The sequence below is a fragment of the Aliagarivorans marinus DSM 23064 genome (genome assembly GCF_000429485.1).
GTDB lineage: Bacteria > Pseudomonadota > Gammaproteobacteria > Enterobacterales > Celerinatantimonadaceae > Aliagarivorans > Aliagarivorans marinus.
Window position 1 is genome coordinate 1 of record NZ_KE386910.1, and the last position, 13,373, is coordinate 13,373.

Genomic DNA, 13,373 nt, shown 5'->3' on the forward strand with positions numbered 1-13,373 from the left:
GGGGCGCTAAAAGGGAAGATAGCTCTGAAGCTATTCAACAAGTTTCCGTACTTGAGGAAGAACAAGCTTTGGGGCAACCACTTTTGGCAGCGAGGGTATTTCGTAGATACTGTGGGTATTAACGAAGAAATCATACGCCGATATGTAAGACATCAAGAGAAAGTTGAGCGTCAAGAGCAAGGTGAGTTGGCGCTGCACTAGACAAAGGCCCCCTTCGAGGGGGCTCATTCAAAGCCACCTTCTTTAGAAGGTGGATATTTACTATCACGCTTTCAGCGCGATTTGGCCGATTAGGCTGTACCCACTCGCAACGATTGATATGATGCGTGTTTTACCCGCACGACGATATACCGATGAAGATAGTAGTAGACGAGAATATTCCCTTCGCTCAGGCCCTATTAAAGCAACACGGCGAAGTGGTTCCAGTGGATGGCAGGAATATTGCGCCGGAGCAGTTAGCTGATGCTGATGCCTTGCTGATCCGCTCCATTACCAAAGTGAATGCCGCACTGCTTAGCCAAGCACAGCGCCTTAAGTTTATCGGTACTGCAACCATCGGCACTGAGCACGTCGACCAAACTCTGCTTGCCGAGAAGGGTATTGCCTTCGCCTCGGCCCCGGGCTGCAATGCCCGTTCGGTGGCGCAGTATGTGACCAGTGCGTTGTTGGCGGCAGCACAGTTCCGCCAGCAATCCTTAAAAGGGAAAAGCTTTGCCGTTATCGGTGCGGGTAACACAGGTAGTGCGACAGCGCGTTGTGCCCAAGCCTTGGGGATGAAGGTGCTGTTTTGTGACCCGCCACTTGAGCAGCAAGGAAAGCTCGCTGGCGGTATTAGCCTGCAGCAAGCCTTGCAAGCAGATGTGATCAGCCTGCATGTGCCACTTGACCAATACCCAGAGCTTCCAACCCGCCACCTAATTGGCGCCGAACAGTTGCAAGCTTTATCGCCGGAGCAAGTGCTGATCAATGCCTGTCGCGGCGCGGTCGTTGACAACCATGCCTTGTTGGCCCAAGCCAAGGCGGGCCGTGCGCCGCTGCTGATTTGGGATGTTTGGGAGCACGAACCGAAGGTCATCACCGAGTTGGTGGAGCATTGCTTTATCGCTACGCCGCATATTGCCGGTTATAGCCTCGAGGGTAAGATGACCGGCACCAGCATGATCTACCATGCAATGTGCCAGGCGCTGGATATCGAGCCTAACGATCTGTCCCAGCAGCTATTGCCAGAAGCGGGCCTCCCAACTGTGACCTTACAACCGCCGTTTAGCCAACACTCAATCAGTCAACAACAGGTCGCCGCATTGACCAGATTGGTTTACGATTTGCAAGGGGATGATAAGCGCTTTCGAGAGTTCGGGTTGACGCCAGAGGGCTTTGACCGACTGAGAAAAACCTATCCGGAGCGCCGCGAGTTTTCGGTATTGCAGATTAATTCAGCGTTTGAGCAAGCTTTGGCAGAGCTGGGCTTTACTTACACCTAGCCTTACCAGTACCTTGTTCTCCATGCTAAAGCGTTTTAGATCAATACCTTAAATTAAGTTTGCTTTAGTATTGCGAATACATGCCGATACCTAAGACGACGAACAACTATTCTGCGACCTACTTTGAAAGTGCAACAGAGCGCGCTGGATTGGAGAGTTGTCGCTAGTTATAGTGATAAAGCACCGGTTAAGGTATCTGTAGAATAATTTTATTATTAAAAGGATTGGAAATGGGGCGGAAAACATCCCTCATCTTTTTAGTCGCTGGTCTGATGCTATCTGCCCAAGCTCCGGCCAGTGAGGAAGGCAGCAAGTTTTTCGTCGAGCTAGTCGGCCCCGACGAAGTGATTGGCGAAGCTGCCCCGAGCGTTTACGGACCGATACGCAACAGTGACACTCTTTGGGCGATAGCCAGCGCCAATCGTCCTTCTCCCAATATCAGTGTCTATCAAACGATGTATGCGATTCTCCAGTTGAATCCCAACTCGTTTAACGACGGCGATATTAACTCTCTGGTAAACGGTGCGTATCTGATACTGCCGACGGTACAAGATGCCGAAACCACCAGTCATCTCGGCGCTGTCGAAGCGCTTGGTATTAAGAAGCGCGAGCCTAAGCCGGCAGCAACGCCAACCAAGCCCGCAGCCACGCCGCAGCCTCAAGTGATAAGCACACCTACGCCCGCCAAAGTCAGTCTACCTGAGGACTTGGTTCGCCTTGAACAGCTTGAAGAAGCCAACGAAGAGCTGTCGATGCTGCGCGATGAGTTGGTTGGGCGTATCGACGAGCTAGAGCGCTTACGCCGTCAAGAGCTCGATGTGTTGCAGCAGCAAATGGATGAAAGCAGCAAGCAAGTGGTGGGAATGGCCGAGGTTAACCACCGCTTGAAGATCCGCGTTCAAGAGCTTAGTGAACAGCTTGAACTGCTGCGCGAAGAGCTAAGCGACAACCGCCGTACCCAAAGCCGCCTGTTACAGCTGCTGGAGCAGCCTCAAGCACCACAAGCGAGTAGCCAACCAAGCAGCGGCGGCGACTTCCTAGCGTCACCTCTTAACTTGGCACTGATCATTGTGCTGCCATTGCTGCTACTAGCCACCTTGGCAACGCTGCTCTGGCGTCGCCGTGGCAACAAAGACTTAGAGCAGGAAGAAGATCTAGAAGCCGCCTCTATCAATCTGATGGAAGAGGATGAAGACGAGTTCTCCAAGCTATTTAGTGAGAGTGTTGAGGAAGACCCACTCGATTCGGTGATGGAAGAAGATCCTGACCTGAGTATGCCGGATGCCGATTTAGGCGATCCGATGCAAGCTAGCGTGGACCTTGGCGACGACGATCTTGAGCCTGAGGCCGAAGAGGCTAGCTTCGATGACTTTGTCAAAGAAGAAGATCCCGACTTGGCCATCGATCTCGATGATGACCAGGACGCCCCGCTAGAAGGTGTGAGTGACGACCCATTCTCCACTGATGATCTGGTGCCATCTCCGCAAGACAGTAGTGACCCGGTTCTCGAACCTGATTTAGCGGAAACGGACGATGATTTCGACAGCTTGTTTGATACCGGTGACAGCACCGAAGAGTCGAGTGAAGATCAAGGGCTGATCAGTGCTGAGGAGTTGGCGCTGGCCCTAGACGATGACGGTAGCGATGATCTGTTTGAAGTGACCGACGAAGACAGCAGTGATTTGGATTCGCTGCCAGAGTTTGGCTCAGACGACATGGACGATGTGTCGTTTGAAGAGGCGCTCGAGCAGCAGCGTCAGATGGAAGCCGAGTTGGCCGACTCCAAGCAACAGATGCCTGAGCTGGAAAATATTGACTTATCTGACGAAGAGCTATTCTCTGCAGAGCCAGAGCCAGAGCCAGAGCCAGAGCCAGAGCCAGAGCCAGAGCCAGAGCCAGAGCCAGAGCCAGAGCCAGAGCCAGAGCCAGAGCCAGAGCCAGAACCCGAACTAGAACCGGAGCCAGAACTGGAACCTGAACCTGAACTGGAGTCAGAACCCGAATTAGAAGTAGAGCCCGAGCAGGCCTTAGACCCTGAGCTGGAGCAAGCATTCGAGCAGGCTGCGGAGCCAGAACCTGAACTGGTCGTTGAAGATGCGCTCGAAGAGTTGACCGAAGACGATGGCGATTTAGACGTCGCGCTCGACGATGCTGAGCTTGAGCCCGAGCCTGAGCCAGTTGCGCAAGAGCCGGAACTAGAGCCAGCGTTAGACGAAGAGCCAGCCGAGCCGCCGCAGCAAACCAGCGGACAGGATGATATCGATGAGCTGTTTGCCGGCTTTAACGCCGATGCCTTCAACGAAGAGGCCGTACCGGCCGATGCAGAAGTGTTACCGGGCCGCGATGAAGTCAGCGATGAGGAGTTCGTGGACATCGATACGCTTTTGCAAGATGCGGTGGGCAGCGAGCAGGCTGACGCGGACCCTTACGAGCAGCCCAATCTGGATGTAGGCATGGATGAGTTCCCGGATCTGCTCGATGACACCGAAGGCGGTGACGTGGACCAAAATGCCGAGCTGGCGTCTAAGCTTGATTTGGCGAGGGCCTATATGGAGATCGACGACCACGATGGCGCTCGCAAGGTATTGCAGCAGGTCATCGATGGCGATGACCCCGGTTTACGCGAAGAAGCTGAGAAGTTAATGTCGCGATTTGCGTAATTTAACTGCAACCAAGCAAAAAGGGCCGCAAATTTCCGGCCCTTTGTTTGTTTAAGCGAGAGTGAGCGATTAATATTGGCGCTTTTTCAGAGAGCGGATAGATGCGAGTAGCATTAGGCATTGAATACGATGGCGCCGTCTATAAAGGCTGGCAACGACAGCGTGAGGTTAACTCGGTTCAGCAAGAGCTAGAGCAAGCGCTATCCAAAGTGGCAAACAACCCGATTGAGGTTCAGTGTGCCGGGCGCACCGACGCCGGCGTGCATGCCACCGGTCAAGTAGTCCATTTTGACAGCCCGGTTGAGCGAAAAATGGCTGCCTGGACACTGGGCATTAATGGCAACCTGCCGCGTGATATCGCGGTGCGTTGGGCCAAGGTGGTCGATGATGAGTTTCATGCACGTTTTAGCGCCACCGCCCGTCGCTACCGCTATGTCATCTACAACCAGTCACTACGACCGGCCATCTTAGGCCGCGGCGTCAGCTTTTATCATCAACCGCTTGATGTGGCCTTGATGGAGCAAGCTGGTCAGGCGCTGTTGGGTGAGAATGACTTCACCTCGTTTCGTGCGGTGCAATGTCAAAGCAAGAGCCCTTGGCGCAACGTGCACCACCTTAAGGTGACTCGCCAAGGCGATTACGTGATTGTCGATATTAAGGCCAATGCCTTTGTTCACCATATGGTGCGTAACATCGTTGGTAGCCTGCTTAAAGTTGGGCAGGGCGAGCGCCCGGTTGAGTGGATAGCGGAGCTACTTAGCCTAAAAGATCGCACTCAAGCGGCAGCAACGGCCAAGGCCGAGGGGCTGTACTTGGTGGATGTCGACTATCCCGCACAGTTTGAACTTCCCAGGGTAGCCCTTGGGCCGTTATTCTTGGATGATTAAAAATAATCCAATTACGCTTAAAGGGTTAGACCAGTTTTAAGTAAATTTTTTAGGGCGAATGTGGTTTAATTGCCTGAGTTTGTCCCAGCAACAACGCGGTGTCGCTGACATCGTAGAGCATTTATAAAGGATTCTGATGAGCTGGTTAGAGAAAATTCTGCCAAAAAGTAAGAGCGTGTCAGTTAAACGCCGTAACATCCCTGAAGGGGTGTGGACCAAGTGTAGTAACTGTGAGCAAACGCTCTATCGCGCTGAAGTTGAGCGTAACACCTATGTGTGTCCCAAATGTGACCATCATATGCGCATTAATGCGCGTGAACGTCTCGAGCGCTTCTTAGACAGCGACGCCCAACAAGAGCTGGGTGCCCAGTTGGAACCCAAAGATAAGCTTAAGTTTAAAGACAATAAGCGCTACAAAGACCGTCTTTCTGCTGCGCAGAAAAGCACCGGTGAAAAAGACGCGCTGATCGTGATGAAAGGCGAGCTGAAGGGCCTGCCGGTTGTCGCCTGTGCCTTTGAGTTCGCATTTATGGGCGGCTCAATGGGGGCGGTGGTTGGAGCCCGTTTTGTTGAAGCGGTAAACACCTGCCTCGAAGAAGGCCGTGCGCTAGTTTGCTTCTCCGCCAGTGGCGGTGCGCGTATGCAAGAGGCGCTGATGTCGCTAATGCAAATGGCCAAAACTTCAGCCGCACTGGCCAAGATGCGCGAGCAGGGGCTGCCCTACATCTCAGTACTGACTGACCCCACCATGGGCGGCGTATCGGCAAGCTTTGCTATGCTGGGCGATGTAAATGTAGCGGAGCCGAAAGCCTTGATTGGTTTTGCCGGGCCGCGGGTTATCGAGCAAACCGTGCGTGAGAAATTGCCAGAGGGCTTCCAACGCAGTGAGTTCCTGCTAGAGAAGGGCGCCATCGATATGATTATCGACCGTCGTCAGATGCGTGACCGCTTGGCCAGCATTATCTCGAAGTTAACCGGCCAAATCGCCGCGCCGGAGCCGTCAGTATTGGTGGAACCGATAGAAGAAGATGCCGAGGACGCACCCAGCATCAACCCGCAAGACTGATTTATGAGTAATACCAACAACAATCAAAGCCGGTCTCTTGCAGACTGGCTTTGTTATTTAGAACAGCAGCACCATAGCGCCATCGATTTGGGGCTAGACAGAATTGCGCGTGTGGCACAGCGCGCCGATCTACACCAGCAATCGGCCAAGGTGATCACCGTGGCTGGCACCAATGGTAAGGGCTCGTCCTGTGCCTTACTTGAACAGTTGCTGCTGGCCAAAGGCTATCAGGTCGGGGTATACAGCTCACCTCACTTGGTGGACTTTCGTGAGCGTGTCCGAGTGAATGGGCAGTTGCCACCAGCCGAAGATTTCTGCAGTAGCTTCGAGCACATCGAGCAGCTACGTGGCGACGTCTCACTGAGCTTCTTTGAATTTACTACCTTGGCGGCGCTGGATATGTTCCGCCGGCTGCCCCTCGATTACGTGATTCTTGAAGTGGGCTTGGGCGGACGCTTGGACGCCACCAATATCGTCGATGCCGACGTGGCATTGGTGACTACCGTGGCATTAGACCATGTCGACTGGCTGGGCGATGATATCGAGCAGATCGGCCGCGAGAAAGCCGGCATCTTCCGAGAAGGCCGCCCCGCGGTGATTGCCGACCCGGAGATGGTTGGCTCGGTGGCTGAGCAAGCCGCATCGTTACATTGCCAGACGCTCCAGGCGGGTGTGCACTACCAGTTCCAGATAGATGACGGTCACTGGCGCTATCAGAGCGCCCAGAGCAGCTTTGACAAGCTGTTACTGCCTCAGCTGCCGCTAATGAATGCCGCGGGCGTGCTCGCGGTACTTGAGCACTTGGGAGTTGTGCTTAGCCTAGAAGAGCTCAATGATGGCTTGCGAAACTGGCAACTAGCTGGGCGGCTGCAGTGGCTTAATGATCAAGTGTTGGTCGATGTAGCGCATAACCCGCAATCGGCCCAATATCTGGCGCAGCGTCTGCCAGCGCTTGCCGACGGGCGTAAGGTTCACGCTGTGGTGGCAATGCTTGCTGACAAAGATGCTGCTGCCACATTGGATGCCGTCGCGCCGCTCATCGAGCATTGGCATATTGCCGGTTTGGCGATGCCGCGAGGCGACGATGGTAGCCGCCTGGCCGAGCTGTTAGTTGGTCAGTCTGTGACGCGTTATTCTTCGGTCGCCGACGCCTATCGCACAGCACTGCAGAATCTACAGCCTGACCACCTAGTCTTGGTGTTTGGTTCTTTTTTTACTGTCGCTGAAGTAATAGAATTGGCCTCAACTCCCGTCGGACACGTGTAAGCCATTGACTAAACAGTTTAAAAATCGACTTTTAGGTACCATTGTTTTGGTCGCGCTTGGGGTGATCTTCATCCCCGACGTGCTCGATGGTAGCAAAACCAGCCTGCAGGAAGAGTTCAATCCGATCCCTTTCTCGCCAGAAGTTAGCGATTTGCCGCCGCTATTGATTGACCTAAACCCTGATGGCGATGCCTTAGAGCTGGCAGAACACGATGACGAGGCTCAGCAAGCGGAAACCCCACAAGCTGAGCAGGCGCAAGCGCCAGGTGATGCCTTGCCAGAGCCTGAAGAGAATCAACAGCCCGAAGTAGTGGCAAGCGCTCCTGACAAAGAACCCGAGGTGGACCTCGCCAAGCCGGCCTACATTATCCAGTTGGGCACCTTTAAGAATGCCGCTAACGTAGAGCGCTTGGTGGACAAGCTTCGCCAAGCGGGCTACCAAGCCCACTCTTATCCGCAGCCCGCGGTACAAGATGAGCTTAATCGGGTATTTGTTGGCCCGAATGTCTCCAAACAAGCACTTGAGGCGTTGCAGGGCGATCTCGAAGCGTTGACTGGGCTGAAAGGCGCTGTACGCACATTCGACCCGCTGTTTCGATAGTGGAAAAGTTAGCGAGTAATTCAAAAAGGTTTCTGATATTATCCCCCGCGTCTTAATCCTTAGAAGAATATTATGGCTTGGGTAGACTACGTCATACTGGGCGTTATTGGCTTATCAGCAGTGGTCAGTTTAGTCAGGGGCTTTGTTAAAGAAGCCTTGTCGCTGGCGTCTTGGGTGGCGGCGTTTTTTATCGCCAGCCGCTTTTATGCCGACCTCGCAAGCTATTTCACCGTTGTCGAAAATCCTTACTATCGCAGCGGTCTAGCCATCCTCGTATTGTTCATCTCTACCCTTGTCGTCGGCGCGCTCGTCAACTACCTTTTCTCTCAACTTGTTACCACCACCGGCCTTAGTGGCACCGATAGGGTGTTAGGCGTCTGTTTTGGCGCAGTACGTGGGGTACTGGTGGTCAGCGCGCTGCTGTTTTTATTATCTTTCACTGCATTTCCTGAGTCGCACTGGTGGTCTGCATCGGTGTTGATCCCGGAGTTTTCGATTATCGTGCAGTGGTTTTTTGAGTTCTTAAAAGACTCATCCAGTTTTTTGCATAACTACCAATCTTAAAAGGAAAATATTCATGTGTGGTATTGTCGGTATCGTCGGCACTAGTCCGGTTAACCAAGCAATATACGATGCGCTAACGGTGTTACAGCACCGTGGCCAAGACGCCGCAGGCATCGTGACTATCACTGAGGGCAAATTCAAACAGCGTAAAGCCAATGGATTGGTAAAAGATGTGTTCCAGATTAAACACATGCAACGACTGCAGGGTGATTTGGGTATCGGCCATGTGCGCTACCCAACTGCCGGTAGCTCAAGCGCTGCAGAAGCTCAGCCCTTCTACGTAAACTCGCCATTTGGCCTGGCTCTGGCCCACAACGGCAACCTGACCAATGCTAAAGACCTGCGCGAAGCCATGAGCAAGCGTGCGCGTCGCCACATCAACACCACCTCAGACTCTGAAGTGCTGCTGAACGTATTGGCGCACGAGCTGGACAAACTGGTAGAAGAAGAGTTCGACCAGCGTCATGTGTTTGCTGCGGTTAAAGCGCTACACCAACAGGTGCGTGGTGCGTACGCGGTGGTTGCACTGATCATCGGTCAAGGCATGGTGGCCTTCCGTGACCCTTACGGTATTCGTCCATTGGTTATCGGCAAGCGTGTGAGCGATGAGAATCCTCAGCGTATGGAGTACATGGTGGCTTCTGAGAGCGTAGCGCTGGATGCGGTAGGCTTTGAGTTTGTGCGCAATGTAGCGCCAGGCGAAGCGGTTTATGTAAGTGAAGATGGCCAACTGTTCACCGAGCAGTGTGCTGAGAACCCAAGCTACAACCCGTGTATCTTCGAGTACGTGTACTTTGCGCGTCCTGACTCGACCATCGACAAGGTATCGGTATACGGCGCTCGCGTGAACATGGGCACCAAGCTGGGTGAGAAGATCAAGCGTGAGTGGGAAGACCTCGATATCGATGTTGTTATCCCAATCCCGGAAACCTCGTGCGACATCGCGTTGCAGATTGCGATGCAGCTTAACCTGCCATACCGCCAAGGCTTCGTGAAGAACCGTTACATTGGCCGTACCTTTATTATGCCGGGGCAAACCCAGCGTCGTAAGTCGGTACGTCGTAAGCTGAATGCTATCGATGTAGAGTTCCGCGGCAAGAACGTGTTGCTGGTCGATGACTCCATCGTGCGTGGTACCACCTCAGAGCAGATTATTGAGATGGCCCGTGAAGCAGGCGCGAAGAAAGTGTACTTCGCCTCTGCCTCGCCTGAAATCCGCTTCCCGAACGTCTACGGTATCGACATGCCATCGGCCAATGAGTTGATCGGCCATGGCCGCGAGAGTGAGGAGATCTGTGAGCTTATCGGTGCTGACGGTCTTATCTACCAAGACCTGGAAGATTTAGTTGATGCCTGTAAAGAGGGCAACCCAGAGATCCAAAACTTTGAGACCTCGGTGTTCAACGGCGTTTACGTGACCGGTGATGTGGATCAGGAGTACCTGAACTACCTTGACCAACTGCGTAACGACGACTCCAAAGCGGTTCAAGCGCAAGAAGAAGTGGCGAACCTAGAGCTGCACAACGAAGAGAACTAATCTCGCTAGCGCTTCAGATAAATAAAAGCCCCGGCTATGCACATAGCCGGGGCTTTTTCGTGTTAGTGCGGTGAGGTTACAAACGGCTGAACTGCTGCTTGCTAAACTCCACTCGCTCCTGTGGGCTATGCTCGATGCCATCGCGCTTGAGCTTTTCTACCATACGCAGACGAGGGAGGATCCCTTCGCCGTTGGCGATCTGAATCGCCAAGCCGGGTCGGGCGTTCAGCTCCAGTAGCATCGGGCCATTACTTTGGTCTAGCACCATATCGGTACCCAGATAACCAAGCCCCGACATCTCATAACAGCTAGCTGAAAGCTCAAGCAGTCGCTCCCAGTGGGGCACCGCCAGCTCGGAGAGCACCCGCCCAGTATCCGGGTGCTCGCTAACCGGCCGGTCAAACTGCACCGCATGCAGCGCCTTGCCAGTACCGATATCGATGCCTACGCCCACTGCGCCTTGGTGCAGGTTGGCCTTACCGTCAGAGGCGGCGGTGGACAGGCGCATCATCGCCATTACCGGATAACCTTGGAAGACAATCACCCGTACATCGGGAACCCCTTCAAAGCTGAAGCCCTCGAAGCAGGGGTCAAACTCGATCAGCGCTTCGATTACCGCGACATCCGCGCTGCCGCCTAGCGAGAACAGACCCGCCAGAATGTTGGAGCAGTGGCGTTTGATATCTTCTTCAGTGGCGACAGAGCCGCTTGGTTTAAAGAAGTTACCGTCTTCTTGCTTGGTAATGACCAAGATCCCTTTACCACCGGAGCCCTTGGCCGGCTTAATCACAAAGCCGGGATGCTTGCGCAGGATATCCACCACCGAGTTAACGTCGTGCTGGGTGCGCACCACCCCGATAAGCTGTGGAACGGTGACCTGATCGCGCTCGGCAATGATCTTGGTTTTCAGTTTGTTATCCACCAAAGGGAACAGCTTGCGCGGGTTGTAGCGGGCAATGTAACCAATATTGCGTTGGTTCATGCCCATAATGCCTTTGCGCGCCAGCTTGAACGGGCTGGAGAAAGAACTAAACATTAATCATCCTTATTCGCCAGAGGGCTGAAGCGCCGCAGCTCAAGCAAGCGGTACCCGGTGTAGTTTCCTAGCAACAGGATGATGCCAAGGATAATGAGCTGAATGCCTAGGAAGTTAAAGGTGAGGTGGCGTACATACTCGTTGTTCATGGCAAGATAGGCCAGCACCGCCACCGCCAAGCTGCCACCGCCTTGTAGCAGCACTTCTTTCGGGCCTTCTTCTTCCCATAGCACCGACATACGTTCGATGGTCCATGACAAGATGATCATCGGGAAGAAGGTAATCTTCAGGCCTTCAGTGAGGCCGATGCTAAAGCTCAGCACGCTGAAGATGGAGATAATCCCAATCACGGTAATGATTACCGCCGATATTCGCGAGACCAACAATAAGTTGAGGTGGGACAGGTAGCCACGAATAATCAGGCCGGTACCGACAACTAATAGGAAACCCACCAAGCCAGTTACCAGCGAGGTTTGCATAAAGGCTACCGCGATCAACACCGGCATAAAGGTACCGGATGTCTTAACGCCCACCAGTACTCTCAGCAGCACCACGATTAACACGCCGATGGGGATCAGCAGAATGCCCTTGAACAGCGCTTGTTCTTCCAGAGGCAGGCTGTCGATGGAGAAGTTGAGTAGATCGGCGCGTTGGATCTTCGGTGCTACCGCACTGCGCGCACTGCGATCTTGCAGCAACATCGAGAAGCTAACCCGAGAGTTTTGACCGCCTTGTACTTCAAGCAGGCTGTTGCCGTTGTACTCCCACAGCAGGGTGTTGCCCGGGCGGCCTTGTTGGCCAGTGGCTAAATCGAAGATCTGCCACTCATTTTCATCTTGGAATACCTGAATATACTCGGTCAACGTTTGGCGGCGGCGGCCATCTTCCAGGCTCAGACCACGCACGATACGGGCTGGCACTTCAGCATTGTTAAGCAGTTCCACCGTTAGCTGGTTGAGAGGCTTGTAGCCCAGAAGTAGGTCGGTGTTTTGATTGGCGCTGCTAGCATCGCTGAGCGCTTTGAGCAGTTCGCGGGTGAAGCTATACGCATCGGCCGAGAGCTGCTGGGTTTGCTCGATTAAGTGTTTGGCTGCTGTTTGATAGGGCTCCGGATACTCGGTATACAGGGCTTGCGGCGCCTCAGGCTGATAGATGTCGACTGCTTTGGGGTCCACCAAAAAGTCGACCTTGTAGTACATCTCCTGATGGCCCTGCGCTTCACGCTTGGTCCAAATCGCCCGGTAATCTCCAGGTTCATCAACAAATGACAGGCCATACGCCAGCGATGCAGTGGTCTCGGTTAGGCGAGTAAAGCCTTGCTGAGTGGAAGGCAAGGCCAGGCTGACCGATACCGGCTCGCCGACAGCGTCCAGCTCGACTTTGCCTTCAATTGACCAAATCTGGCGTTTTTCGCCGGGCAGCCATGGCACCTCAAAGGTGATATGGCGGTGATAGGTCATCAGCCCGCCGATCAACATACATAGCGAAACGATAAGATAGAAAAACTTACGTGAGGCCATTAGTTGGCGTCCTCAAAACTGGGTTTAGGTTGGGAGTGACTTAAGCTGACATCGACAACGGCAATGTCTTTTAGGAAGTTTCGACCCAAGATCATCGGGTAACGCAGGTGGCTGCGATCAGCCAAGGTGATCTGGGTTTCTTCCGACAAACCGCCAAGTTTAATCAGCATGGAGATCACTGGGCGTCGGTCGATGTTGTTGGAGGAGGCTTGTTTGATCTCAGCAAAACGCACGATAGGGCGCTCGACCTGGATCTCGTCTTGTCCTTCTTGGACACGCAGGGTAAAGCGCACCCAGTTCTTGCCGTCGCGCTCGAAGGTCACAATGTCGGATGCACTCAGCGAAGAGGTGGTGGCGCCGGTATCGATGCGCGCTTCAAGGGCCACTGGCAATTGCTGTACGCTGACCCATTCAACTTCACCGACTATTTGCTTGTTGCCTAGCTCATAGCTGACCGACGAAGGTCCGCACTGGGCTTGCTCAGCTGGCACGCTGCTAGCTGTTTCGCCGTTGTTCAGTTGGTTTAGCTGGTCTTGCAACGATTGCTGCTGCTGCTGTTGGATGCCCAACAGTGAAACGGCTTCCTGACATAGCGTTAAGGTTTGTTGCTGTGCGTCACTGAGGGCAGTGAGCTGCTGGCTGGTTTGGGCTTGGTTTTCAAGTGAGGTCTGACTGGCGCAGGCGCTCAGCAGTGCAGCCGCCAACAAAGGAATGCGTTTAATCATAGATTGGTCCATTACTCGGCAAGTAACCTA

The 13,373-nt window shown here is 53.7% G+C and carries 12 protein-coding genes; 9 read left to right on the forward strand and 3 right to left on the reverse strand.

The window, feature by feature from the left end:
* The 9 genes from G461_RS0121630 to purF all read left to right on the forward strand — a co-directional run.
* Positions 1–201, forward strand: a 201-nt coding sequence (locus G461_RS0121630) for a transposase (protein ID WP_026971944.1), incomplete at its 5' end; no start/stop codon positions are given.
* Positions 202–353: 152 nt separating this feature from the next.
* Entirely contained in the window at positions 354–1,481 is a 1,128-nt protein-coding gene (locus tag G461_RS0121635) for a 4-phosphoerythronate dehydrogenase (RefSeq protein ID WP_026973416.1), read from the forward strand.
* A gap of 230 nt (positions 1,482–1,711) precedes the next feature.
* Positions 1,712–4,141: a FimV/HubP family polar landmark protein gene (locus tag G461_RS0121640; RefSeq protein ID WP_026973417.1), complete on the forward strand. Its 2,430-nt coding sequence runs from the start codon at positions 1,712–1,714 to the stop codon at positions 4,139–4,141.
* 101 nt (positions 4,142–4,242) lie between these two features.
* On the forward strand, positions 4,243–5,028 hold the full coding sequence (gene truA / locus G461_RS0121645) for a tRNA pseudouridine(38-40) synthase TruA (protein ID WP_026973418.1): 786 nt from the start codon (positions 4,243–4,245) through the stop codon (positions 5,026–5,028).
* Between the two features lie 136 nt (positions 5,029–5,164).
* On the forward strand, positions 5,165–6,094 hold the full coding sequence (gene accD, locus G461_RS0121650; protein ID WP_026960651.1) for an acetyl-CoA carboxylase, carboxyltransferase subunit beta: 930 nt from the start codon (positions 5,165–5,167) through the stop codon (positions 6,092–6,094).
* 3 nt (positions 6,095–6,097) lie between these two features.
* Entirely contained in the window at positions 6,098–7,360 is a 1,263-nt protein-coding gene (folC, locus tag G461_RS0121655) for a bifunctional tetrahydrofolate synthase/dihydrofolate synthase (protein WP_026973419.1), read from the forward strand.
* Positions 7,361–7,364: 4 nt separating this feature from the next.
* On the forward strand, positions 7,365–7,961 hold the full coding sequence (locus tag G461_RS0121660; RefSeq protein WP_026973420.1) for an SPOR domain-containing protein: 597 nt from the start codon (positions 7,365–7,367) through the stop codon (positions 7,959–7,961).
* A gap of 72 nt (positions 7,962–8,033) precedes the next feature.
* Positions 8,034–8,525: a CvpA family protein gene (locus G461_RS0121665; protein WP_026960648.1), complete on the forward strand. Its 492-nt coding sequence runs from the start codon at positions 8,034–8,036 to the stop codon at positions 8,523–8,525.
* A gap of 13 nt (positions 8,526–8,538) precedes the next feature.
* Positions 8,539–10,062 (forward strand): amidophosphoribosyltransferase, encoded by a 1,524-nt coding sequence (gene purF, locus G461_RS0121670; RefSeq protein WP_026973422.1) that lies wholly within the window; start codon positions 8,539–8,541, stop codon positions 10,060–10,062.
* A gap of 76 nt (positions 10,063–10,138) precedes the next feature.
* Here purF and G461_RS0121675 read toward each other — a convergent pair whose 3' ends face one another.
* Genes G461_RS0121675 through G461_RS0121685 form a run of 3 tightly spaced genes read right to left on the reverse strand, consistent with a single transcriptional unit; the run spans position 10,139 to position 13,343 of the window.
* A complete protein-coding gene (locus tag G461_RS0121675; protein ID WP_026973423.1) occupies positions 10,139–11,098 on the reverse strand; it encodes an alpha-L-glutamate ligase-like protein in 960 nt (319 codons plus the stop codon).
* Positions 11,098–12,618, reverse strand: a complete 1,521-nt coding sequence (locus G461_RS0121680) for an inactive transglutaminase family protein (protein WP_026973424.1) — start codon at positions 12,616–12,618, stop codon at positions 11,098–11,100. Before G461_RS0121680 ends, G461_RS0121675 begins: the two co-directional genes overlap by 1 nt.
* Positions 12,618–13,343: an ATP-dependent zinc protease family protein gene (locus tag G461_RS0121685; protein WP_026960644.1), complete on the reverse strand. Its 726-nt coding sequence runs from the start codon at positions 13,341–13,343 to the stop codon at positions 12,618–12,620. The genes G461_RS0121680 and G461_RS0121685 overlap by 1 nt, the downstream gene beginning before the upstream one ends.
* Positions 13,344–13,373 lie beyond the last annotated feature (30 nt).